This is a genomic window from Acidovorax sp. ACV01 (genome assembly GCF_014851495.1).
Lineage (GTDB): Bacteria > Pseudomonadota > Gammaproteobacteria > Burkholderiales > Burkholderiaceae_C > Acidovorax > Acidovorax radicis.
The window spans coordinates 44,061-67,464 of record NZ_JACUZT010000007.1 but is presented as its reverse complement, the minus strand read 5'-3'; the positions used below and the strand labels follow the sequence as shown (position 1 = coordinate 67,464).

25 protein-coding genes are annotated in these 23,404 nt (G+C 65.9%); 11 read left to right on the top strand and 14 right to left on the bottom strand.

The genetic code is table 11. The features are described 5' to 3' along the window. The first annotated feature begins 116 nt into the window (after positions 1-116). From IB243_RS19810 to IB243_RS19790, 5 genes are all read left to right on the top strand, one after another. Positions 117-1,043 (top strand): TauD/TfdA family dioxygenase, encoded by a 927-nt coding sequence (locus tag IB243_RS19810; protein ID WP_192428872.1) that lies wholly within the window; start codon positions 117-119, stop codon positions 1,041-1,043. An 86-nt stretch (positions 1,044-1,129) separates the two neighbouring features. Then, entirely contained in the window at positions 1,130-2,182 is a 1,053-nt protein-coding gene (locus tag IB243_RS19805) for an ABC transporter substrate-binding protein (protein WP_192428871.1), read from the top strand. Between the two features lie 9 nt (positions 2,183-2,191). Continuing rightward, complete coding sequence (locus IB243_RS19800) at positions 2,192-3,214, top strand: ABC transporter ATP-binding protein (protein ID WP_192428870.1); 1,023 nt, start codon at positions 2,192-2,194, stop codon at positions 3,212-3,214. Further along, positions 3,211-4,086 (top strand): ABC transporter permease, encoded by an 876-nt coding sequence (locus tag IB243_RS19795; RefSeq protein ID WP_192428869.1) that lies wholly within the window; start codon positions 3,211-3,213, stop codon positions 4,084-4,086. Before IB243_RS19800 ends, IB243_RS19795 begins: the two co-directional genes overlap by 4 nt. Before the next feature lie 127 nt (positions 4,087-4,213). Next, a complete protein-coding gene (locus IB243_RS19790; protein WP_010462719.1) occupies positions 4,214-4,408 on the top strand; it encodes a DUF2905 family protein in 195 nt (64 codons plus the stop codon). A gap of 46 nt (positions 4,409-4,454) precedes the next feature. Here IB243_RS19790 and otsA read toward each other — a convergent pair whose 3' ends face one another. From otsA to otsB, 3 genes are read right to left on the bottom strand one after another with little or no spacing between them, the layout of a single operon-like run. Beyond that, positions 4,455-5,834 (bottom strand): alpha,alpha-trehalose-phosphate synthase (UDP-forming), encoded by a 1,380-nt coding sequence (otsA, locus tag IB243_RS19785; RefSeq protein ID WP_192428868.1) that lies wholly within the window; start codon positions 5,832-5,834, stop codon positions 4,455-4,457. Between the two features lie 48 nt (positions 5,835-5,882). Next, complete coding sequence (locus IB243_RS19780) at positions 5,883-7,688, bottom strand: glycoside hydrolase family 15 protein (RefSeq protein WP_192428867.1); 1,806 nt, start codon at positions 7,686-7,688, stop codon at positions 5,883-5,885. Continuing rightward, complete coding sequence (gene otsB / locus IB243_RS19775) at positions 7,685-8,437, bottom strand: trehalose-phosphatase (RefSeq protein ID WP_192428866.1); 753 nt, start codon at positions 8,435-8,437, stop codon at positions 7,685-7,687. The genes IB243_RS19780 and otsB overlap by 4 nt, the downstream gene beginning before the upstream one ends. 202 nt (positions 8,438-8,639) lie before the next feature. On the opposite strand from otsB, the gene trxC reads away from it, so the two are divergent. Next, on the top strand, positions 8,640-9,077 hold the full coding sequence (gene trxC / locus IB243_RS19770) for a thioredoxin TrxC (protein ID WP_010462715.1): 438 nt from the start codon (positions 8,640-8,642) through the stop codon (positions 9,075-9,077). 10 nt (positions 9,078-9,087) lie between these two features. Here trxC and IB243_RS19765 read toward each other — a convergent pair whose 3' ends face one another. Genes IB243_RS19765 through IB243_RS19750 form a run of 4 tightly spaced genes read right to left on the bottom strand, consistent with a single transcriptional unit; the run spans position 9,088 to position 11,503 of the window. Beyond that, positions 9,088-9,570, bottom strand: coding sequence for a DoxX family protein (locus IB243_RS19765; RefSeq protein ID WP_192428865.1), 483 nt, complete (start codon positions 9,568-9,570; stop codon positions 9,088-9,090). Continuing rightward, positions 9,567-10,361, bottom strand: coding sequence for a DNA-binding domain-containing protein (locus tag IB243_RS19760; protein ID WP_192428864.1), 795 nt, complete (start codon positions 10,359-10,361; stop codon positions 9,567-9,569). Before IB243_RS19760 ends, IB243_RS19765 begins: the two co-directional genes overlap by 4 nt. Further along, complete coding sequence (locus tag IB243_RS19755; RefSeq protein WP_192428863.1) at positions 10,352-11,203, bottom strand: DUF692 domain-containing protein; 852 nt, start codon at positions 11,201-11,203, stop codon at positions 10,352-10,354. Before IB243_RS19755 ends, IB243_RS19760 begins: the two co-directional genes overlap by 10 nt. A gap of 12 nt (positions 11,204-11,215) precedes the next feature. Further along, entirely contained in the window at positions 11,216-11,503 is a 288-nt protein-coding gene (locus tag IB243_RS19750; RefSeq protein ID WP_192428862.1) for a DUF2282 domain-containing protein, read from the bottom strand. 213 nt (positions 11,504-11,716) lie between these two features. On the opposite strand from IB243_RS19750, the gene IB243_RS19745 reads away from it, so the two are divergent. Continuing rightward, on the top strand, positions 11,717-12,346 hold the full coding sequence (locus IB243_RS19745) for a sigma-70 family RNA polymerase sigma factor (RefSeq protein ID WP_010462707.1): 630 nt from the start codon (positions 11,717-11,719) through the stop codon (positions 12,344-12,346). A 1-nt stretch (position 12,347) separates the two neighbouring features. Next, positions 12,348-12,989, top strand: coding sequence for an NrsF family protein (locus IB243_RS19740; RefSeq protein ID WP_192428861.1), 642 nt, complete (start codon positions 12,348-12,350; stop codon positions 12,987-12,989). Positions 12,990-13,023: 34 nt separating this feature from the next. Here the strand turns inward: IB243_RS19740 and IB243_RS19735 are convergent, their stop codons facing one another. Next, a complete protein-coding gene (locus tag IB243_RS19735; RefSeq protein ID WP_192428860.1) occupies positions 13,024-13,482 on the bottom strand; it encodes a GNAT family N-acetyltransferase in 459 nt (152 codons plus the stop codon). Between the two features lie 145 nt (positions 13,483-13,627). Further along, positions 13,628-14,878, bottom strand: coding sequence for a multifunctional CCA addition/repair protein (locus IB243_RS19730; protein ID WP_192428859.1), 1,251 nt, complete (start codon positions 14,876-14,878; stop codon positions 13,628-13,630). 45 nt (positions 14,879-14,923) lie between these two features. Here IB243_RS19730 and IB243_RS19725 point away from each other — a divergent pair, with 45 nt between their 5' ends. Next, positions 14,924-15,379, top strand: coding sequence for a hypothetical protein (locus IB243_RS19725; protein ID WP_192428858.1), 456 nt, complete (start codon positions 14,924-14,926; stop codon positions 15,377-15,379). A gap of 24 nt (positions 15,380-15,403) precedes the next feature. Here IB243_RS19725 and IB243_RS19720 read toward each other — a convergent pair whose 3' ends face one another. The 3 genes from IB243_RS19720 to IB243_RS19710 all read right to left on the bottom strand — a co-directional run bounded on the left by IB243_RS19720 (position 15,404) and on the right by IB243_RS19710 (position 17,117). Then, positions 15,404-15,712 (bottom strand): NIPSNAP family protein, encoded by a 309-nt coding sequence (locus IB243_RS19720; protein WP_010462698.1) that lies wholly within the window; start codon positions 15,710-15,712, stop codon positions 15,404-15,406. Positions 15,713-15,720: 8 nt separating this feature from the next. Beyond that, entirely contained in the window at positions 15,721-16,413 is a 693-nt protein-coding gene (locus IB243_RS19715; protein ID WP_057271977.1) for a glutathione S-transferase family protein, read from the bottom strand. Between the two features lie 131 nt (positions 16,414-16,544). Next, positions 16,545-17,117 carry a 5-formyltetrahydrofolate cyclo-ligase gene (locus IB243_RS19710; RefSeq protein WP_010462696.1) on the bottom strand — a complete coding sequence of 191 codons (573 nt, stop codon included), beginning with the start codon at positions 17,115-17,117 and terminating at the stop codon, positions 16,545-16,547. 14 nt (positions 17,118-17,131) lie between these two features. On the opposite strand from IB243_RS19710, the gene IB243_RS19705 reads away from it, so the two are divergent. Next, positions 17,132-19,117 (top strand): lytic transglycosylase domain-containing protein, encoded by a 1,986-nt coding sequence (locus IB243_RS19705; protein WP_192428857.1) that lies wholly within the window; start codon positions 17,132-17,134, stop codon positions 19,115-19,117. A gap of 68 nt (positions 19,118-19,185) precedes the next feature. After that, positions 19,186-19,797, top strand: coding sequence for a DUF4124 domain-containing protein (locus IB243_RS19700; RefSeq protein WP_370540366.1), 612 nt, complete (start codon positions 19,186-19,188; stop codon positions 19,795-19,797). Positions 19,798-19,913: 116 nt separating this feature from the next. On the opposite strand, the gene IB243_RS19695 is transcribed toward IB243_RS19700, so the two are convergent. Both IB243_RS19695 and IB243_RS19690 read right to left on the bottom strand, forming a co-directional pair. Further along, a complete protein-coding gene (locus IB243_RS19695; protein ID WP_192428856.1) occupies positions 19,914-20,846 on the bottom strand; it encodes an MBL fold metallo-hydrolase in 933 nt (310 codons plus the stop codon). Between the two features lie 206 nt (positions 20,847-21,052). Beyond that, positions 21,053-23,230 carry a hypothetical protein gene (locus tag IB243_RS19690; RefSeq protein WP_225585093.1) on the bottom strand — a complete coding sequence of 726 codons (2,178 nt, stop codon included), beginning with the start codon at positions 23,228-23,230 and terminating at the stop codon, positions 21,053-21,055. Positions 23,231-23,404 lie beyond the last annotated feature (174 nt).

Sequence of the window (23,404 nt, the reverse complement as noted above, 5' to 3'; positions counted from 1 at the left end):
AGGTGTTAGCTGTTTTGGTTGTTAACAACTGAGAAAACCTTCGTTCTCTGAATAAGCAACGCGGCCTAGAGTGCAGACCTCGGGGCACACCTGCCCCCATTCCCCACGAGGTTCCCATGTCGGCCGTTCTGTCTTCTCCGCCCCCTACCGCCACAGCCACCGATGGCGACGCGCCGCCGCAAGGCCTGGTGATCCGCACTGTGGCGGGCGCAGCCGGCCCACTGGGCGCTGAGGTGCTGGGGCTGGACCTGTCGCGCCCGCTGGGCCGCGAGGACTTTGCCCGCATCCACCGCGCGCACCTGGACCACCACGTACTGGTGTTCCGCGACCAGCGCATCACACCGCAGCAGCACATCGATTTCAGCCGCCTGTTCGGGCCGCTGCAGATCCACGTGCTCAAGAACTTCCAGCTGGCGGGCCACCCCGAGATCCTGATCGTCTCCAACATCAAGGACGCTGCGGGCCAGCCTATCGGCCTGGGCGACGCGGGCCACTACTGGCATTCTGACCTGTCGTACAAGGACAAGCCCAGCCTGGGCTCGCTGCTGCACGCGCAGGAGCTGCCGGGCGAAGGCGGCGACACCTTGTTCGCCGACCAGCACGCCGCCTACGACGCCCTGCCCGAAGCGTTGAAGGCGCGCATCGCGCCGCTTCAAGCCGAGCACAGCTACCTGGCCAAGTACGAAGAACTGCGCGCCAGGAGCCCCTGGCGCCCAAAGCTCACCCAGGCGCAGATCGACGAGGTGGCGCCCTCCATCCACCCCGTGGTGCGCACCCACCCTGAGACAGGGCGCAAGGCCCTGTTCGTGAGCGAGCACTTCACCACGCGCATCGTCGGCCTGCCCGAGGACGAAAGCCAGGCCCTGCTGGCCGAGTTGTTCGCCGCCAGCGTGCGCCCCGAGTTCACCTACCGCCACCCGTGGCAGCCGCACGACCTGGTGTTCTGGGACAACCGGTCTGTCATGCACCTGGCGGCGGGCACGCCAGACACCGAACGCCGGAAGCTGTACAGAACCACGATCGAGGGCGACCGGCCTTTCTGAGTGCGCTCTGTTTTCGATAGCACTCAGCGCTTAGTAGATAAGCGCTGGGGCCATATTTTGTTTGATTTTTGACTTGAAGGGCTTCCATGATCACCTCCACCCACCACCGTTTTGACCGCCGAAGCCTCGGCCGCAAGACCGCCGCGTGGCTCGCTGTCACGGGCCTGCTGCTGGCCGGCGGGTTGAGCGCTACTGCCCATGCCGCTGAAGGCCAGCTGCGCATTGCGCAGCAGTTCGGCATCGTCTACCTGCTGCTCAACGTGGCGCAGGAGAACAAGCTCATCGAGAAGCACGGCAAGGTCGCGGGCGTGGACATCAAGGTCGAGTTCCTGCAACTGTCGGGCGGTTCGGCCGTCAACGATGCGCTGCTGTCGGGCAACATCGACATCGCCGGTGCCGGCGTGGGTCCGCTGTTCACGCTGTGGGACCGCACCAAGGGCCGCCAGAACGTCAAGGGCGTGGCCTCGCTGGGCAACTTTCCCTACTACCTGGTGAGCAACAACCCGGCCGTCAAGACCATTGCCGACTTCACCGACAAGGACCGCATCGCGCTGCCGGCCGTCGGTGTCTCGGTGCAGTCGCGCGTGCTGCAGATGGCCTCGGCCAAGCTCTGGGGCGACAAGGAGTTCAACCGCCTGGACAAGAACCAGGTGGCACTGCCGCACCCCGATGCGGCGGCGGCCATCATCAAGGGCGGCACCGAGATCACGGGCCACTTCGGCAACCCGCCCTTCCAGGAGCAGGAACTGGCCGGCAACCCCAGGGCGAAGATCGTCCTCAATTCGTACGATGTGCTGGGCGGCCCGGCATCGGCCACCGTGCTCTACGCCACCGAGAAATTCCGCGCCGAGAGCCCCAAGACCTACAAGGCCTTCGTCGATGCGCTCGACGAGGCCGCCAAGTTCGTCGCCGCCAACCCCGAGAAGGCGGCCGACATCTACCTCAAGGTGACTGGTGGCAACACCGACCGCGCGCTGCTGCTCAAGATCATCCAGAACCCCGAGGTGCAGTTCAAGGTGCGCCCCGAAAACACGCTGGGCATGGGCCAGTTCCTGCACCGCGTGGGCGCCATCAAGAACCAGCCGACCGCGCTCAAGGACTATTTCTTCGAAGACGCGCACACGGCGTCGGGCAACTGAGCGTAGGGCATGAGCGAGCACACCATCCGCATGGGGCCTTTCTCGCCGCCGCTGCAAAGCGAGCGTGCGGCGCTGCAGGACGGCGAGGCGCGAGTCCCGGGCCACCCGGCGGCGGGTGTTGATGCCCGCGTGGTGCCCGGCCCTGTACCCGCCGCCCTGCTGCAGGTGCAGGGCGTCAGCATCGACTACCGCACGCGCGAGCGCGTGGTGCGCGCCACGCACCGCGTGGGCTTCGACGTGCATGCGGGCGACCGGTTCGTGCTGCTCGGGGCCTCGGGCTGCGGCAAGTCCACCTTGCTCAAGTCGATTGCCGGATTCATTGCGCCCAGCGAAGGCCAGATCCTGCTGGATGGCCGCGCCGTCACGCGGCCCGGCCCCGACCGGGTGGTGGTGTTCCAGGAGTTCGACCAGTTGCCGCCCTGGAAGACGGTGCGCGAGAACGTGATGTTCCCGCTGCTGGCCTCGCGCAGCGTGGGCCGCAAGGAGGCGGGCGAGCGCGCGGCGCTCTACATCGACAAGGTGGGCCTTACAAAGTTCGCCGACGTGCACCCGCACCAGCTCTCGGGCGGCATGAAGCAGCGGGTGGCCATTGCGCGCGCGCTGGCCATGCAGCCCCAGGTGCTGCTGATGGACGAGCCCTTTGCCGCGCTCGACGCCCTCACGCGCCGGCGCATGCAGGAAGAACTGCTCTTGCTGTGGGACGAATTCCGCTTCACGCTGATCTTCGTCACTCATTCCATCGAAGAGGCGCTGGTGGTGGGCAACCGCATCGCCATCCTGTCGCCGCATCCGGGACGGCTGCGCGCCGAGGTCAACAGCCACCAGTTCGGCCTGCACAGCTTGGGCGGCACCGAGTTCCAGGCCACGGCCCAGCGCATCCACCGGCTGCTGTTCGACGAGCCCGATGCCGGGGCCGTGCCGGGGTCGGTACAGGCCGATGCCGAGGCCCTGGCGCCCGGCCGCCAAGGTGGCGTGCCGCTCATCCTCCCCCAGCGGCCCGCGGGCGCGCTGCCTTTCCAGATTTCCGTATGAGCGCTTCGTTGTTGACCCCTCCCGTGCGCCCCGAGTTCGAGCGCAGCCTGGAGCCGCTGGGCGGTATCGCGCCCGTGCAACCCTTGCCGCTGGCGGCGCGCATCTGGCAGCAGGCCTGGGTGCGCAAGCTCGTGATCCTGGCGGTGCTGGCCGTGCTGTGGGAGGTGGTGGCGCGCTGGCAGGACAACGACCTGCTGCTGCCCACCTTCCTGCAGACCGCCAAGGCGCTGGTGGAGGGCCTGGCCTCGGGCGAGCTGATCGCCAAGACGGCGATCTCGCTGTCGGTGCTTCTCAAGGGCTATCTTGCGGGCATCTTAGGGGCCTTCGTGCTCACCACGCTGGCCGTGTCCACCCAGTTCGGGCGCGACCTGCTGTCCACGCTGACCTCCATGTTCAACCCCTTGCCCGCCATCGCGCTGCTGCCACTGGCGCTCTTGTGGTTCGGCCTGGGGCAGGGCAGCCTGGTGTTCGTGCTCATCCACTCGGTGCTGTGGCCGCTGGCGCTCAACACCTACGCAGGCTTCCAGTCCGTGCCCGAGACGCTGCGCATGGCCGGGCGCAACTACGGCCTCGCCGGCATCCGCTACGTGCTGCAGATCCTGGTGCCGGCCGCGCTGCCCTCCATCCTGTCGGGTCTGAAGATCGGCTGGGCCTTTGCCTGGCGCACACTGATCGCGGCCGAGCTGGTGTTCGGCGCTTCGTCGGGCAAGGGCGGCCTGGGCTGGTACATCTTCCAGAACCGCAACGAGCTTTACACCGACAAGGTGTTCGCGGGCCTGGTGCTGGTGATTTTGATCGGCCTGGCGGTGGAGAGCCTGGGGTTCCATACGCTGGAGCGGCTGACGGTGCGGCGCTGGGGCGTTCAGCGCTGAAAGAACGAAGGCCCCTGATTCGTTTGTGGGGCTTCCTTCCTCAAGGGGGAAGACCCCAGTGCGGCAGCGCTGCGCCTGCATGTGCGTCGAGAGGCGCTGAAAGGACCTGCCGCCCTACACTGTGGGCATGATCCGCTGGCTTCTTGTCGTCTTTCTGGCTCTGATGTTGCTGAGCTGGCTCTCGCCCCTGCTCCGGCGCATGGGGTTTGGCCGCTTGCCTGGCGACCTGCGCTTTCGCTGGCTGGGCCGGGACTGGGACGTGCCTTTGGCTTCGACGCTGCTTCTGAGCTTTGTGTTGAGCCTGCTGACGAAGTTGCTCTGAGCCTCGCTGCGCGCGACGGGGCTAGCCTGGCGGCGCGTGGAGGTCGTCAGTCGTCTGCCGCCTGGAGTGCGTTCAGGAACGACTTTCGCCACCAGTGCACGTCGTGCTCGCGCAGGCGAGCCATGAGTTTCTGGTGGCGTGCCTGCCGCTCGGCCAGTGGCATCTGCAGCGCCTGCTGGATGCTGTCGGCCATGCCTTGGGTGTCGTAGGGGTTCACCAGCAGCGCTTCTTTCAGTTGCTCGGCCGCACCCGCGAAGCGGGACAACACGAGCACGCCCGGGTCGTCTGGGTCTTGCGCCACCACATACTCTTTGGCCACCAGGTTCATGCCATCGCGCAGTGGCGTGACCAAGCCCACGGCGGCGGCGCGGCACAGACCCGGCACCCGCTTGCGCGCCACCATCCGGTGGATGTAGCGCACCGGCATCCAGTCGAGTTCGCCATAGTCGCCGTTCACCGCGCCGCACAGGCCCTCCAGCTCCTGACGCAGGTCGGCATAGGCGTTGACGTCGTCGCGCGTGGGCGAGGCGATCATGATGAGTGTGGCGCTGTCGCGGTTTTCCGGGTAGCGGTCCAGCAGCTCGCGGAACGCGCGCACGCGGTGCGGGATGCCCTTGGAATAGTCGAGCCGATCAATGCCCAGCAGCAGGCGCCTGCGTGAATACTCGTCGCGCATGTTCTCGTACGTTTCGACCGCATCGGGGGCGTGCGTAAGGCGCGTGAATTCGTCCACGTCGATGCCGATGGGAAAGGCCTGCACCTGCACCGTGCCGCCGAACGCGCGAAGCCGCTGGGCGTCCACCTCCTCGGCGCTGCCTTCGTTGCGCACGTAGCGTGTGAAATGCGACACGTCGGCCTCGCTCTGCAGGCCCACCAGGTCGTAGGCGAACAGCGAACGCATCAACCACTCGTGCTGCGGAATGGCCGCCATGATGAGCGGTGGCGGCATGGGAATGTGCAGAAAAAAACCGATGCGCTGCTTGCAGCCCATGGCACGCAGCTCGGCGGCCAGCGGAATCAGGTGGTAGTCGTGCACCCAGAGGATGTCATCGTCGCGCAAGAGCGGCAGCAGCTTGCGCGCAAACATCTGGTTCACGCGCCGGTAGCCCGCGATGTAGCTGGCATTGAAATCGGCCAGGTCCAGGCGGTAGTGAAACACCGGCCACAGCACGCTGTTGCTGTAGCCATGGTAGTAGCTGTCATGGTCTTCGCGGCACAGGTCTACGGTGGCCAGGGTGACGGCACCAGCCTGCCGCGTGTGCAGTTCTCCCTCGCCGGGTGTCCCGCCTTCGACCACGTTGCCGCTCCAGCCAAACCACAGCCCGCCTGTCTGGTTCAGGGCCTCTCCGAGGGCGACGGCGAGGCCGCCAGCAGCGGGTTTGCGGGGATCGGCGAGGCGGTTGGAGATGACGACAAGGCGGCTCATGGGTCGATCATCGTTGTGGATCGCCCCAGGCCGTTGTCGGACAGGACCTCAAATCACGCTGTCCCAGGGGGCTGACAGGCGCACGGCAGCGTTGATCACGCCCACCATCGAATAGGTCTGCGGGAAGTTGCCCCACATCTCGCGCGTTTCGGGGTGCGTGTCTTCGGACAGCAGGCCCAGCGGGTTGCGGGCGGCCAGCATGGTCTCGAAGATGGCGCGCGCCTCGGCCTTGCGGCCAATGCGCGCCAGGGCATCGATGCGCCAGAAGGTGCAGATGTTGAAGGCTGTTTCGGGCTTGCCGAAGTCGTCGGCCGCCTCGTAGCGGCGCATGTAGGGGCCGTCGCACAGGCTCTTTTCCATGGCCTCCACGGTGCTCACGAAGCGCGGGTCTTTCGGGTCGATGAGGCCGACCTCGGCCATCAGCAATACGCTGGCATCGAGTTCATGGCCGCCAAAACTTTCGGCAAACGCCTGGCGCGCTTCGCACCACGACTTGTCGAGGATCTCGGCGCGCATGCGGTCCGCATGCTGCTGCCAGTGGCTGGCGCGGTCGGCCAGCTGCAGGGTGGCGGCGATCTTGGCCAGCCGGTCGCAGGCGGCCCAGCTCATCAGGGCGGACGACGTGTGCACCCGGGCACGTGTGCGCAGCTCCCACATGCCTGCATCGGGCTGGCCGTAGACACGCACCGCGTTCTCGCCCACCTGTTCCAGCCGCGTGAATTCGGCCAGGCCCGCGCGGTGCAACAGGCGGTGGTCGTGAAAGGCCTGGGCCGCGCCCAGCACGATGTTGCCGTACACGTCATGCTGGAAATGCTCTGCCGCCTGGTTGCCCACGCGCACAGGGCCCATGCCCCGGTAGCCCGCCAGCTGGGGCACAAGGCTCTCGGGCAGTTCTTGCTCCAGACCAATACCGTACAGCGGCTGGATGTGGCCATCGCCGCCTTCCACCACCACGTTGCTGAGCCAGCGTAGATAGTCCTCCATGGTGCCCACTTCGGAGATGCTGTTGAGCGCGCGCACCACGAAGAACGCGTCGCGCAGCCAGCAGTAGCGGTAGTCCCAGTTGCGGCCGCTGTGGGCGGACTCGGGGATGCTGGTGGTCATGGCGGCCACGATGGCACCGGTGTCCTCGTACAGTGAGAGCTTGAGCGTGATGGCCGCACGGATGACGGCTTCTTGCCACTCCAGCGGCACGGCCAGGGCGCGGGTCCAGCTGCGCCAGTAGGCCGTGGTCTCCTGCTCGAACAGGCGCGCGGTGTCGGCAATGCCCTCCACCAGCGTTTCGTCGGCCCCCAGCAGAAAGTTGTGTTCGCGCGTGAGTACAAACGCCTGGCCTGACAACACGTGCGAGACCGGTGCATCGGTGGACAGGCGCAGCGTCATGCCCTCGCCCACATAGCGGATGTGATTGCTGCCGCGCGTGATTTCGGGCGTGGTCTGGCCCCAGTCGTAGCGCACCTTGAGCGCCACACGGATGCGAGGCGCGCCCTGGATGGGGCGCACCCGGCGTACCAGCGTCATGGGCCGGAAGTAGCGCGAGCGGCTGTAGAAGCGCGGGGCGAAGTCGGTGATCTCGATGCCGTGGCCGGCCTTGTCGAACAGCTGCGTGCGCAGGATGGCGGTATTGGGCTCATACCACTGGTGGGCCGAGGCGAGGTCTTCGAGTTCGATCGCGAAGTGGCTGCCTTCGTCGCCGGGCTGCAGCAGGGCGTTGAACACCGGGTCTCCATCAAAACGCGGCAGGCAGCACCACACCATGCGGGCGTGGTTGTCGATCAGTGCGCTGATGGCGCAATTGCCGATCATCCCCAGGTTGAGCGATCCCGCTTGGGGGTCGTTGGCGGCTGTGTTCATGGTTCGCGCTCCGGGTTCAGGTGGTTCCAATGGGTTCGCGTGGCCGACAGCCAGCCACGCAATGCAGCGGGTGTCATGCAGCGGTGTTGTGCCATGGTCGGCCCTTCGCCCACCTTGATGCCCCAGCCGCCCAGCGCCTGCACGGCGGCAAAGCCAGCTTCGTCGGTGACGTCATCGCCCACGAAGACTGGCAAACGTCCTGCAAAGGGTGCCTGGGTCATGAAATCAGCAATGGCCTGGCCCTTGTCGACGCCACGGGGCTTCACTTCAAAGACGCATTTGCCATGCAACAGTTCCACGCCCTCCACATGGCGCATGGCGCGCACCAGGGTGTCGTGGCACAACGCGGCCAGTTGGGGGGCCTGGCGGTAGTGCAGGGCCACGCTGACGCGCTTGGGCTCCACCAGCAGCCCGGGGTTGCGCGCTGCAAGGTCGTACGCAGCCCGAAGAACGGGCTCCAGATCCGGCGGTAGAACGGCCGGAAGCGAGGTGTCGGCCAGGCGGTATTGGGCTCCATGCTCACTCGCCAGCGGCAGGCGCAGCGGCGCCAGGAATCCGTCGATGTCGGCCTCAGGTCGTCCGGTCACGATGGCCAGTGCGCCCTCCAGGTGGGTGTACAGCGATAGCAGCGTAGGGACCAGCCCGGAGGCGACGCGCACCGCCTCGGGGCGTGGTGCCAGCTCGGTAAGCGTGCCATCGAAGTCCAGAAAAAGCGCGTGGGCAGTTGTCAGTAGGGGGAGCAGCTGCATGGGTCAAACCTTAGCAGACGCCGTGAAACTGACCGGGGGAAAAGGGTGATTCAGCGTTGGTAAACGCGCGCAAGGTGTGCGACCCATTGCAACATCGGGCCGCCATTGCCATTGGTCTGGCAGGACCACCCTTGAAACGCAAAGCTTCTGCCGCAATGTGTAAAAACCCGCTCTTGCTCTTGCTTGAACCTGATCTCACCCCATGACCGAAGCCCTGCACATCGTCTGCCCGCACTGCCACACCACCAATCGCGTGCAAAGCGCAGATCTGGCCCATGCACCCGATTGCGGAAAGTGCCACCAGGGGCTTTTTGTGGGCGCCCCGCTGGAACTGGATGGGGCGAGTTTTGACAAACATGTGGGGCGCAGCCACATTCCGGTGCTGGTGGATTTCTGGGCGCCCTGGTGTGGGCCGTGCCGCCAGATGGCGCCCGCCTTTGCCCAGGCGGCCCGTGAGCTGGAGCCGCGTGTGCGCCTGGCCAAGCTCAATACCGAAGAACACCAGGCCATCGCAGCGCGTTATGCCATCCGCAGCATTCCGACCATGGTCCTTTTTCAGCAGGGGCGTGAGGTGGCGCGTATCTCGGGCGCGCTGGGTGCTGCGGACATCGTGCGCTGGGTGCAGACGGCCGCGGGCTGATGCAAGGGTTTCAGCGAATTCCCAGCACGCGGTCCAGCGACACATTGCCCGCACCGCGCCCTGCTAGGTACAGCATCAGCCCTGCCCACGACAGGTGCGTGGGCCAGGCATCCGGATACACAAAAACCTGAATGACCAGTGTCATGCCCAACAAGGCCACAGCCGACAGGCGCGTGAACAGACCCAGCACGAGCAGGATGGGAAACACATGTTCGGCCGCGGTGGCCATCTGTGCCGCCAGCTCGGGCGGCAACAGCGGCAATTTGTATTCTTCGCGGAACAGCGCATAGGCGCTGTCGGAGATCGTGAACCAGCCATCGACCTTGGTGCGGGCAGACAGCCAGAAGATGCCCGCGATGGCCACGCGGTTGACCAGGGCCAGCAGGCTGTGGGGGGTGAGCCAGGCAGCGGCATCGGCCAGGCGGGCCAGCAGAACGCGGGGGCCTTTGGTGGGTGCTGTGGGGAAGTGGGGGGATTGGGTGTGGGTGGTCATGGGGCCTCCTCAGCCTGTGGATGTGAATGTGGATGTGAACGGGGTGGGACCAGGGCCCCCGCGTCCAGCAGGTTGCCCATGAGCGCGGCAAAGTCAGTGGCGGGATCGGTGTCTAAGGCGCGGGTGGCGGCGGCTTCCAGGGCCAGGCCCTCTGCGCACGCGTCCATCAAGGCAACCCCGGCGCGCGAAAGCGGGCGCCAGGTCACTTCCGCATGGGGCCGGGTGAGCAGGCCGCCATCACCCGCCCAGGCCATCGATTCGGGCAGGGCCAAGCCTTCACGGTGGCTCTGCCACAGGCGATAGGCCGGATGCCCATTGCACCAGGTCCAGTGCGCAGCGGGGTGGGGATGCAGTTGCAAGGCGGGCAGCGTTTCGGGCGCTTGCCGGGCCCACCAGGCTCGGTCCACGGCGGTAGCGTCGGCTGCCAGATGGCACTCGGTCCAGCCGCGGTCCAGGCGCGCTATGGCGGGCAGGTAGGGCAACCCGGCCGCAGGTTCAAACCCGGCCAGAAAGTCGCCAAACCCAGCGCCGTAGTCCACCAGCAGTCCGTCACAAGGCGGTTGCTGGCGCGCATACACCGCTGCGGCGGCGCGGAACCAGCCTTCGCCCACCAGCTGGCATACCGTGGGGTAGCTGGCCTGCAGGGCATCGACACAGCCCTTGAGCACGGTGTTGCGGTACACGGCAAAGCCGGGCTGGGCCTCCAGGGCCACTAGCCACGCAGTGGTTGGGGCATGGCCCGCGCCGAGCAGAGCGGCCGAGAAACCATCCTGAAAGTCGGTCAGCTGCATGCGGACTCCTCGGTGTGCGCAGCCATGAGTACATGGTGAGCCTGGCCACGCTCGCCCAGCAGTTCACAGAAGTCGGGCAGGTTGTCATCACGCTCGATAAGGGTGGGGATGGGACCTGCGCGCTCGATCACGCGTTGGTACAGCGCCCACACGGCGGGCGCCACCGGGGCGTCGTGGCTGTCGATGAGCAAGGCGTTGCCATGCACCGGGTCGGCATGGTGGCCCGCCAGGTGGATCTCGGCCACGGCGTGCAGGGGAAACGCATCCAGGTACGCCTGCGCGCAAAAGCCCAGGTTGTTCGCGCTGATATGGACGTTGTTCACGTCCAGCAGCAGGGCACAACCGGTGCGCCGCACCAATTCGGCCAGAAAGTCGGTCTCGGCCCATGCGTGGCCATCGATGTGCAGATAGTGCGTGGGGTTCTCGATGGCGATGGGCCGTTGCAGCACATCCTGTGTGCGGGCGATGTTGCTTGCAATGCGGTGTAGCGCCGCGTGCGTGCGGGGAAACGGCAGCAGGTCGGGCAGATACTGCCCGCGCCAGGTGGACCACGCCAGGTGCTCCGAGATGATCACAGGCTCCACGCGCCGCGCCAGTGCCGCCAGGCGGTCCAGGTGCGCCGCATCGGGCGGTGCATCGGCCGCAAGGGACAGGGACACGCCGTGCAGCGCCATGGGGTGGCGTGCGCGGATCGCATCCAGATACGCCAGGCGCGGGCCGCCATCGGCCAGGTAGTTCTCGGGGTGCACCTCCCACCACAGGCCGGGGGCGGTGCACTGCAGCGCCTCGCCATAGTGCTGGGGCTTGAGGCCCAGACCAGCGGTGAGGGGGCGCGGAGTCATGGCATCAGCCTCTTAGGCCTTGGCGGGTGCCAGCGAACCCATGCCCTTGGGCGTCTTGATCGACGCGCAGGTGCCTGCGGGCACGAACTTCCAGGCGTTGCCCTGGTAGTCCATCTTGGAGGTGCCGGCGCAGGTGGTGCCGGGGCCTGCTGCGCAGTCGTTCTTGCCAGCCATCGAGACGCCGTAGCACTTCTCCCTGGCGGGCTTGGCTCCTTCCATGGGGGCGGTCTGGGCCATGGCGGCGCCAGAAGTCAGGGCAACGAGGGCGAGTGCGCCGAGGCTGAGGGTGCGAGTGGTCATGGTACGGTTCTCCAAGAGTTGGGTAGTGGTTGAATCCGACCGGGTTGCGACACAGAGGTCGCGTTGAATGGCCCGATCTGCGTTGTAATTCGCGCTGTGCAGCAGGCGGGTTACAGCGCTGCGCAAAAAAATCGTGGCGGCATGGCGTAAATATTTTTTCTGTTGCCTGTAACCCATTGGCCTCGGAGTACGAATTCCTTGCAGGGAGACACCATGGAGATAGTGGAAGAGCGCCTGCGCGGTTTGCTGCTGCAAGGGCTGGACGCCGACGCAGCCGCCTACCAGCGCTTTTTGAAAGAGCTGAGCGCACACCTGCGTGCGTTTTTGCGCCGCCGCCTGATGCAGCGGCCCGACGAGGTGGAGGACCTGGTGCAGGAGACGCTGCTGGCGGTGCACAACCAGCGCCACACTTATCGGCCCGAGATGCCGGTGACGGCCTGGGCGCATGCGATTGCGCGCTACAAGCTCATCGATTGGCTGCGCTCGCACGCCGTGAAGGAAGGGCGCAACGACCCGCTGGACGATGCCGATGAGTTGTTTGCCAGCAGCGACAGCGAGGCCGCCGAAGCCCGGCGCGATCTGGGGCAGTTGTTGCGCACCTTGCCCGACAAGCAGCGTCTGCCGATCGAGTGCGTGAAGCTGGAAGGTTTGTCGGTGGTCGAGACGGCGCGCCTCACGGGGCTGTCGGAGTCGGCCGTCAAAGTCGGCGTGCACCGGGGGCTCAAGGCCCTGGCCGCCAAGATCAGGGACATGACTTACGCGCAACAGGGGTCAGGGAAGCCGCCGGGTACAGAAGGCCGGTCGTTGTTGCATTCTGATGTGCGTAAGTCCCAGGGGAAATAGCATGAAAACCGATGAATTGATCCACCTGCTCGCCGCCGATGACCGGCCGGTGCAGCACAACGCGATAGAGCAACGGTTTGCCGTGGCCGCCGCAGTGGGCATTGCCGGTGCCGGGGTGCTGATGCTGGCCCTGTTCGGCCTGCGCCCCGACCTGCTGGCGACCATGGCGCTGCCCATGTTCTGGGGCAAGCTGGTGTTTGCCGCTGCACTGGCCGCAGCCGGGCTGGCGCTGCTGCGCCGCATGGCCCGCCCCGGCATGGCGGTGGGGCCTGCGGCGCTGCTGCTGGCAGTGCCGCCGCTGGTGCTGTGGGCCATGGCATTGTGGGCGTTGTCGCAGGTGACTGCGGCAGAGCGTGTGCCGCTGATCCTGGGCAGCACCTGGCGCACCTGTCCGTTCAATATTGCGGCGCTGTCGGTGCCTGCGTTGGCTGCGGGCTTCTGGGCCCTGAAGGGGGCCGCGCCCACGCGCCTGGCCTGGGCGGGCGCGGGCGCCGGGTTGCTGGCGGGCGCGTTGGGTGCTTTGGTGTATGCCCTGCATTGCCCCGAGATGGCCACGCCGTTCCTGGCGGTCTGGTACCTGGTGGGCATGGCCATCCCGACGGCGCTGGGGGCCGTACTGGGGCCGCGCCTGCTGCGCTGGTAATGGCTATCTGGGCAGCGGCGAGGTGGCGGTCAGGTCAGGCCGCTACCCGCCTGTTGTAGGCGCGAAAGACGGTGTCCAGCGTCCAGCCCAGCGATTCGTAGAGCGACTGCGCCGTGGTGTTGGTGTGTGCCGTGGTCAGATCCATGCGCACCTTGCCGTGCGCGCGGGCCGTGGCTTCCGCCGCCACCAGCAAGCTGCGCCCGGCGCCGGTCTTGCGTGCTGCGGGGGCCACGAACAGGTCGTACAGCGTGTAGATGGGCGCTGCCTCCACCGAGCAGAAGGTTGGGTAAAGCTGGCAAAAACCTATCGCTGCTCCCGATGCATCCAGTGCCAGCAGCACCACGGACTCCCCGCGCTCCAGCCGCTGTGCGATGAATGTCCGGGCTCCAGCGAGGTCTGGCGCCTGCTCGTAGAACTGCCGGTAGGCATCAAACAGCGGCGCGATGGTGTCGGCGTCGGCCGGGGCGGCGGGGCGGATGTGCACAGCGGTCATGGAGGCGTTGGAATGGCTGTAGGGCGCGATCATGCGCCAGGAACTTGCAAAGGTGCACCCCGGGGCGGGGCGCAAGCGGACGCGGATTGTAGGAAGTTTTGCCCTCGGTTTTTGACGGGTGTGCCTTGTTTTCCGCGGCCCTGGGTCAGGTGGCGTTGTTGTTGCCTGTCCACTGCGCCACCGCTTCCACCCGCGCCTGGTGGATCAGCGTGCCCACCTGCGGCCCGCTCATGCCCTTGGCCGCTGCCCGCGCTGCAATGTCGCGCGTGACCACCGACTGCACCGCCGCCAGCACGGCGGCCAGCCGCTGGCGCTGGGGGTAGGCCGATTCTTCAAATCCCAGCCGCCCGCGCGCATCGCATTCGCATGCCAACAGTATGTCGGCAAAACGCTCGGGCTTGCGAATGGCATCGCAGCGCTCCAGCAGCCGCACCAGGGCGGCGGCCGACAGTTCGTGGCTGCGGTGGATGTGGCCGTGCTCGCGGGCCACCACATCGGCTGTCTCGCGGCAGTCCACCGGCACGCGCAGGCGCTCGGCCACGTCCTTCAGCAGCTCGGCACTGCGCTCCTCGTGCCCGATGTGGCGCGGCAGCACGTCGGTGGCCGTGGTGCCCTTGCCCAGGTCGTGCGCCAGGCAGGCAAACCGCACAGTGAGTGGCGCCTGCAGCCGCGCGGCCATGTCCAGCACCATCATCAGATGCACGCCCGTGTCCACCTCGGGGTGGTACTCGGCCCGTTGGGGCACGCCCCACAGGCGCGCCACCTCGGGCAGCAGCACCTGCAGCGCGCCGCACTCGCGCAGCACCTCGAACATGCGCGAGGGTTTTTCTTCCATCAGCCCGCGCGCCAGCTCCTGCCACACGCGCTCGGCCACCAGATGGTCCGCCTCGCCGTGCTGCACCATCTCGCGCATCAGCTGCATCGTCTCGGGCGCCACCGTGAAGTCGGTGAATCGCGCCGCAAACCGCGCCACACGCAGGATGCGCACCGGGTCTTCGCGGAAGGCGTCGGTCACATGCCGCAGCACCCGCGCCTCGATGTCTTTGGCACCAAAATAGGGGTCAAAAATGCCTCCAGCGCTTATCTCATAAGCGCTGGTAGCTATCGCATTGATAGTAAGGTCGCGGCGCGAAAGGTCTTCTTCCAGCGTCACATCGGGCGAGCTTTCCACCACAAAGCCCCGGTAGCCGCGCCCGCTCTTGCGCTCGGTGCGGGCCAGTGCGTACTCCTCGCGCGTGTCGGGGTGCAAAAAGACGGGGAAGTCGCGCCCCACGGGCAGATAGCCCAGTTCCAGCATCTGCTCGGGCGTCGCGCCCACGACCACCCAGTCGTGGTCGTTCACGGGCCGGCCCAGCAGCTTGTCGCGGACGGCGCCGCCCACCATGTAGATTTGCATCGGTGTAGTTTAGGCCGGGCCCCCGGCCGTATATTCCAGCCCACCATGCCCCTATCGTCTGACCTCACCATTGCCCAGCTCAACCCCGACGGCAGCGTGCCCGTGCCTACGGCGCCCGACGCAGCCGCCAACGCTGCAGCGGAAGCCCTGCAGCGCGAGGCGCAGTTAGAAGCTTTGAAAGCCAAGGTGGACGACCTGCAGGAGATCCTGGCCAAGCCGCTGAACGAAATCCTGGCCGATCGCGACAAGTTCAAGGAAGCGATGGCCGCGTGGGATGCCTTTGGCGCCATGTGGATGCTGTCGCAGCGCGCCATGAAGCGCGTGGCGCTGGACCTGGCCGCGCAGCAGGGGGTGAGCGAGGAAGAGGTGGTGGCGCGTGCGCTGGCCTATGCCAACCAGGTGCTCAACGCGGAAGAGGAAGACCTGGGCGGCACCGTGGCCCCCGCCCAGTTGGCGCACATCGCGCGGCACAAGCCGTTTTTGCGCAAGCAGTTTCGGTAGCGTGGCCGGGCTGCCCGTGCCCCTTCAGCCAAACACCGGCCTGAAAAAACTCCGCTCGTAGCTCGCGATGCACCCCGTCTCCTCGGCATAGCGGAACGCCGCCTGGCATTCCGCATCCTGCATCGACTGCTGGCGGTACACCTCGTAGGCCGCAAGGCTGTCAAAGGTGAACAATGCCAGTGCGATGTTGTTCGCGCCCTCGCTGGGCATGAAATAGCCGTGGTGTTTACCGCCGAACTTCTCGACCAGCGGTATCCACAGTTTTCCGTAGTGCTCAAACTCCTTGAGCTTGCTGGTGTTGAGCACGTAGCGCAGGTAGATGGTGACGGCCATGGTGGTGCTCAGCCTTCGGTATGGCGCAGGCGATAGGGTTCTTCGAAGTCCAGAAAGTCCTTCTCGGCCAGGGCGTCGTCGATCCAGGCCTTCACGCCGGGCAGGGCGCGCACGCGCTGCACATAGGCGGCGATGTGGGGTGGCACGGGCAGGGCGTAGGTGTGCAGGCGCATGCACACGGGGGCAAAGTAGGCGTCGGCCACTGTGAACTCGCCAAACAGCATGGGGCCGCCATGTTCCTGCAGCAGCGCGCTCCACATGTCCACCAGGCGTTGCACGTCGGCGCGCACGCCGGCCTGGTCGCGCCAGATCAGGGCGCCGGTGTCTGCCAGGTTCGCCTCGATGTTCATGGGGCAGTTGCTGCGCAGGGCGGTGAAGCCGCTGTGCATTTCGGCGCAAATGCTGCGGGCGCGCGCACGGGCCTTGGCGTCCGTGGGCCAGAGCTTTTTGTCAGGGTGGGTTTCAGCCACGTATTCGGCAATCGCCAGCGTGTCCCACACCACCAGGTCACCATCTGCCAGCACGGGCACCTTGCCCGTGGGGTTCACGGCGCCAATCGCGCGCTTGAACTCTGAATCGGCGTCGAAGCTGTCAAAGCGCACGCGCACTTCTTCAAACACGATGCCCGCCTGTTTGAGCAGCACCCAGGGGCGCATGGACCAGGAGGAGTAGTTCTTGTTGCCGATATAGAGCTTGAGCATGGGGCACCTGCCGATGGAAAACAGAGAAAAGAAAGTCAGCCCGCCATGCTAGCGGCAGTGGCGCGCGCCAGCGATGCGAAAACACGGCCTGAATGATGCGTGGCACGCATCACGGGCAATGGCGCAGCGGTTCAGACCGGCCAGACCACCCCGTTGTCGTTCAGGATGGCATCGAGCGGCAGGTCGAACTCTTCGGGCTCGAAGTCGTCCAGGTAGCCATTGGTGAAGCCCAGACCCACCGTGAACGGCTTGGGCTGCAGGGTGGCCAGCGTGCGGTCGTAAAAGCCGCCGCCATAGCCCAGCCGATAGCCCCCGGGGGCGTAGCCCACGCAGGGCACGAACAGCAGGGTGGGCACGATGACCTCGGTGTCCTTGGGCTTGGGGATGCCGTAGGCGTCTTCCTCCATGGGGCAGCCGGGGTACCAGGCGTGGAAGGTGAGGGTTTTGTGCAGCTTGTTCACCACCGGCAGCCCGATGCGGCGCAGTTGGGGTTCGTCCAGCAACTCGCCATCTTCCTTCCAGCGGTGCAGCGCGGGCAGGGGGTCAAATTCGCCCTTGATGGGCCAATAGGCTCCAATGACCGTATCCGGCCGGTTCACCAGCCAGATGCGCATCACCTGTTGTAACAGGTCGGCCCGCTGTAGGCGGTCGGGCAGATTGAGGCGTTCTTCTATCAACGCGCGCCGAAGGGCTGCTTTGTCCATCAGATAATTCCCCCATGCAATTTCTCAGAGCGATTCTGACACCCCTTGTCGCCGCCACCGTGCTGGCAGCCACCGCGCCCCTTGTCATGGCGCAAAACCGTGGGGACGATACCCTGCTGGAGATGCAGCAGGCCTTCCGCAAAGGCGACCGCAACAAGCTCGCGCAGCTGCTGCCCACTGCGCGTGGTCATGCACTGGAGCCCTGGGCCGCCTACTGGGAGCTGCGGGTGCGCCTGGGCGAGGCGTCACCACAGGAGATCCAGTCTTTCCTGCAGCGCTACGCCGGCAGCTACCAGGAAGACCGCCTGCGCAATGACTGGCTCTTGTTACTGGGCCAGCGCCGCGACTGGAGCCAGTTCGCCGAGCAGCACCCGAGCTACCGCATGTCGGACGACCGCGAAGTGCGCTGCTACGCGCTGCTGATCGACCAGATCAAGGGCACAGCCAGCCCCACCGTGGCCGAGGATGTGCGCAGCAACTGGTACGCCCAGCGCGACGGCGACGACGGCTGCACCCACGCCGCACGCGAGCTGCATGGCTACAAGAAACTCTCAGCCCTGGATGTGTGGCGTAAGGCCCGCCTTGGGGTAGAGGCCAATCGCCCCCGCGTGGTGCGCGCGGCGGTCGAGATCGTCTCGCCCGAATCGTTGCCGCAGGTCAAGGACGTGCTGGATGCGCCGAGCAAATACCTGCTGTCGCGCGCCACGGCCGCCGGCAAGGCCAAGCAGGAACTGGTGCTGCTGGCCCTGTTGAAACTGGCCACCGGCGACCCGGACGGCGCGGCCTATCAGCTCGACAGCAAGTGGAGCGTGCACCTCTCGTCCGAGGAGCGCAATTGGGCCTGGGCCGTGATCGGCAAGACCGCTGCGCAAAAGCTGGCCAGCAATGCCCACAGCTACTTTGCCAATGTGACCAAGGACAGCGACCTCAACGACGACCTGCTGGGCTGGAAGGTGCGTGCCGCCCTGCGCGCCGGCCAGTGGAAGGCCGTCGGCAAGGCGGTGGACGCCATGGGCCCCGAAGCCCGCCAGGACAGCACCTGGGTGTACTGGAAGGCGCGCTCGCTGCTCACAGGCCGCGTGACCGACGCCGAACGCGCCGAAGCCCGCCAGCTGCTCGAAGGCATCGCCAGCACGCGCGGCTTCTACGAGCAACTGGCCCTGGAAGAGATTGGCCAGCGCATCACCGTGCCGCCCGCGCCCGCACCCCTCACCGCCGAAGAAAAAGCCGCCGCCCGCGCCAACCCGGGCCTGAACCGCGCGCTGTACGCCATCCTGCTCGGCCTGCGCACCGAAGGCGTGCGCGAGTGGAACTACACCACCAACCTGCACCAGAGCGGCGGCATGCCCGACCGCGACCTGCTGGCCGCCGCCGACTTCGCCTGCCAGCGTGAGGTGTGGGACCGCTGCATCAACACCAGCGAACGCACCAAGAGCGTGGTGGACACCACCCAGCGGTTCCCCACACCGTTTCGCAGTGCGGTGGTGGAGCGCGCCAACGGCATCGGCCTGGACCCGGCGTATGTCTACGGCCTCATCCGCCAGGAAAGCCGCTTCATCATGGACGCGCGTTCCCATGTAGGCGCCTCGGGCCTGATGCAGGTCATGCCCGCGACCGCGCGCTGGACGGCCAAGAAGATCGGTTTGAACAACTTCACCGCCGACCAGATCAACGACCGCGACACCAACATCACCATCGGCACGGCCTACCTCAAGCTCGCGCTGGACGACTTCGCGGGCTCCATGCCCATGGCCGCCGCCGCCTACAACGCCGGCCCCGGCCGCCCGCGCAGCTGGCGCAACGGCCCGGTGCTCGACGCCGCCATCTGGGCCGAAAACGTGCCCTTTGCCGAAACGCGCGACTACGTGAAAAAGGTGCTGGCCAACACCACCAACTACGCCGCCATGCTCACCGGCCAACCCCAGTCGCTCAAGAGCCGCCTGGGCACCATCGGCCCACGCGACGCGGCGGCGCCCGAGGTGAACAAGGATCTGCCTTGAGTCTTTGTGCCACGTTTGTAAAAAAATTGCTATAAAAATAATAGCTATTACCGCTTGTTGAGTAAGCGGTGGATGCCTTTTTGACCATGAATGGAGGGATGGAGATGATGAAGAAGCTGTCGTGGCTGGCGATAGCCGCCCTGGTGTCGGGGCTGGGGGTGGGCGTGCAGGCGCAGCCCGTCTACAAATGGGTGGATGCCGAGGGCAAGACCCACTACGGTTCGCAGCCCCCGCCGTCCAAGGCAGACGCTGAGCCGCTGAAGCTCCAGGGCAGCAACGGCACGACCACGAGCTCGTCATCCTCGTCCGGCAAGCCGGGCCAGCAGTACAACGCCGACGGCACCAAGAAGATCTCGAAGGACGTGGAAGAATTTGGCCAGGGCATGAAAAAGGCCCTGGAGACGGTGGACAGCAAGCCGGTGACGCTGAACTGCTCCGCCGCCGTGGACAACATCCACTACCAGGCCGACCAGATGCTGGAGGTGGGCCAGAAGAACGTGCGTGACGGCTACATGGCCCAGGCCGACTTCGACAAGACCGCACCCAAGATCCGCGAAGCCAAGGGCAAGTACAGCATGTCGGACTGCCAGGGTGCGTCGGGCAACAAGAAGGCGTTTTACCAGTGCATGTCCAGCAGCAACAACCATGTGATGGGCTGCGACAAGCAGCACAAGCATTGAAGGCCTGCTGAGGCGCTGCGGGCCCGCTAAGCCGGGTCCACGGTGACACTGATCCTGGGGGGCTGGCCAGCTGCAGCGGGCAATGCGTAACACCAGGATTCCGGGGGAAGCCGTGTCTAGGTGTTGTGCAGCATGTCGCCCTGGCGGGTGGCCGCACCGGACCGCACCAGTTCGTCGGCCAGGCTGCCGAGCCATTCGGCCTCGGCTTGATCGGCGAAGTGGCGCTCGCGCAGCATGCCGAAGTACGGCGTGGCCTGCGCCCAGCCCGTCAGCTCGGCCATGGGGATCTGCTGCCACTCCAGCAGTTTGTACTTGAGCAGCACCTTGGCTGCATAGAGCGCATGTTTGGAGGGATTGCGCACAAAGCCGTCCAGGCGGCGGCGGGCACCGTCGATGGCGCGCGGGGCATCGGCAAACACCGGCCCGTGGCCCGGTATGACGACTTGCGGCGCCAGCTTTTCGATCACATCCAGCGTGGCTGCAACGTGTGCGAATGCGTCGTCGCCTTCCAGCTCGGGAAACACCACACCAAAGCCGTTTTCCCACAGCGCATCGGCCGAGATCAGTACACGGCCCTGGGGCTCGAACAACACCACCGAATGCGGATCGTGCCCCGGCGCGGCATGCACCTGCCAGGGCTTGTCGCCCAGCAGCACGCAGGAGTCGGGCATGAGCAGCGTATCGGCCCGAAAGGGCGGGCATTCCTGTCCTGTGGGGGTGTAGCTCAGTGCGTAGGCATCCCACTGGCGCACATGGTCGGCCTGGCCGGGCGGAATGGCCGTGAGCACGCCGGGCCAGGCCTTTTGCAGCGCCGCATTGCCGCCGCAGTGGTCGCTGTGCAGGTGGGTATTGAGCACGCGGTCCAGCGGGCGGCCTTGCAGCGTGCCGCGCACCAGCTCCACGGTCTGCTCGGCATGGCTGCAATAGCCGGTGTCCACGATGGCCGTGTCGTGCTGGCCGATGAAAAGGATGTTATTGGCCGACAGCCAGCCGCGTTCGAGGACGGTGATTTCAGGAGGCAGGAGATCGTGGGGCGCGATGGTGGGCATGGGTGCAGGAATTCGGGGCGTCGGTGGCGGGCATCATCCGTGCCGCGCCGTGGGCTGCGGTCCAGCGTACCGCAGGTAGTGCCTGCCCGAAGTCCTCCAAAACCCGCAAACGAAGGTGCAGCCATGGCTTCGCAAGCCCCAAGCTGTATCAGAACGTCACGGCCGGCCCTGTTCGCGCCGGCCGTGAGGGCCGAGGACGCCGTTCGCTACGGGGCCAGCGTCACCTGCGCTACTGCATTGCGTGTCGTGAAGTACAGCTTTGAATCCCGCACGGCAATGCCGATCGGCGTGTGAATGGTGCCCGGAAGATCTCCTCCCAGAAAGCCTCGCCGCCCGGCACGGCCGACCAGCGTGCTGACTTGGCCGTCTGTGGCGATCTTGCGAACCACGCTGTTGACAGGATCAGTGACGTACAGATTGCCCTTGGCATCGATTGCGAGGCTGGCTGTGCCGCCGTTTTCTCCATTGAGAGAACCAAAATCTTGCCCGATGTAAACCCCGCCAGCCGAGTAGCTGCTGTAGCTGGCGGCTGCAAAGCGCGCGCTGCTGGCCGGTCCATCCACCAGACCCGCAGGCAGGTCGGCCCTGCCGGCGACGGTGCTGACCATGCCGGCAGGGGTGATCTTGCGGATGGTGGGGCCAATCCCGGTGAACGCATCATTGAGCCCATCCACCACGTACAGGTTGCCCGTCTGGTCCAGCGTCATATTCCCCAGAATGGCAAAGCGTGCGGCGCTGCCCTGTCCGTCCACGTGGCCCAAAGCGCCGGGACTGCCGGCCAGCACTGTGACCTCGCCTGCAGCGGTGATCTTGAGGACCGCGCCATTGACGCCTGCCGCATAGACAGTGCCTGCAGCGTCGGCGGCAACCCCATTGATGGCGGCGGCATATCTGTAGGTGTTGCCACCATGGACGAATGGGGGAACCCATTTGGACACATCTGCCAGAACCGAGGCTTGGCCGGTGGGGCTGATCCTGAAAACCAGATTGGGCTCACCGGGGAACATTGCCGTGGAGGCCGTGTAGATGTTGTCCCGCCCATCTACCGCCATGGCCCGCCAGGAGGGGTTCGCAAAACCTGCAGGCCATTGGAGCGGGAGTGTGCTTGTGGTGCCGTCTGGGCGGACGATGCGCACCCTGCCAGCGTCGTAGTCGCTCACGTACAGCGCTCCTGACTTCGCCAGAGCCATTGCCTGAGGAGCCTTGAACCGCGCCTCTGTGCCCGGACCGTCTGCAGCGACGGCCTCTGGATTGGCCACCGTGGGCTTCCCGACCAAGGTGGACCGGGTGCCATCGCGGTGGTATTTCTGAATCCACGTGGATTGGAAATTGGCGAGGCTGACGATGAAGTTGCCGCTGCGATCAACGACCAGGCTGCTACCCCCCGAAGCCGCAGGGGCTGTGTGGGCCAGGGTGGACACGGCCCCGCTCTTGGCGATATGGCGAATGGTGACCGGGTCATGTCCATCCAGCGCATACAGCTCGTTGGTGGCATCCAGTGCCAAATCGTGGAGGATGCTGAACCTGGCAGTCACTGCGTCGCCATCGGCAGCACCCTGGATGTCTTGGTTGCCAGCGACATGGGTCACTTCGCCGGTGGGGGTAGATTTCTTGATAGAACTCCCGTGTGTGAAGTAGACGGTGCCGGAGGCATCCACAATGAACTTGGAGCGCTCCGGCTCCGGCAGCTCCATGGGCAGGGTGCCCGTGACGCCGGCAGGGGTGATCCTGCGAATCTTCGGATAGGCGTAGTTGCCCGGGCCGACATAGAGATTTCCGGCGCTGTCCAGCCTTATTTCGCGAGGAGCACAGAGCGTGGAGTCCTGGGAGGGACCGTCGGCATTGCCACACACGCCGGGTTTGCCTGCGATGGTGGTGACGGCACCGATGCTGTCAATCTTGCGCACCAGGTGGTTGGCTGTATCCGCCACGTAGGTATTGCCCGAAGCGTCTGCTGCGACCGCTGATGGATAGAAAAAACGTGCAGCTGGTCCCATGCCATCGGCGTAATGGACATTGACGGAAGGTGCAGGGGCCGGACTTTGGCCGCCTGCGACGGTGCTGACGAGACCAGAGGTTGTCCATTTCCGGACGGCATGGTTGCCTGCATCTGCCATCAGCAAGTCACCTGTGGGTGAAAGCGAGAGCGCGGGTGCCCCGGAAAAAAGTGCGTCGGCAGCGGCGCCATCGAGGTAACCGGAACCGTGGGAGGCACCGGCCAGCAGACTGAGTGCAGGCGTAGGCTCGGGGGCGGGCGTAACTGGGTTGCCTGCGCCCGTACTACCCCCGCTACCACCCCCGCAGGACGTGGCAAAGATGGAAAGGCTGAGTAAACCTGCCAGCCAGAAGCGGGCAGGCCGAGGTGGTCGCGACATGGGTTTCATACGTAGTTCCTCCCTGACGAACTGGAAGCGGACCTGCGCCAAGGATGGGCCTTTCTCGCTGCCGTTTGATTATGCGTACCGAGCATGAAAGTGCGTCTTTGTTTCAACCAGTTGCAAATGCAGCGCCAGCCCCCTGGCCCGTCGTTCCGGGTCGCGCCGACTAACTACACAGGC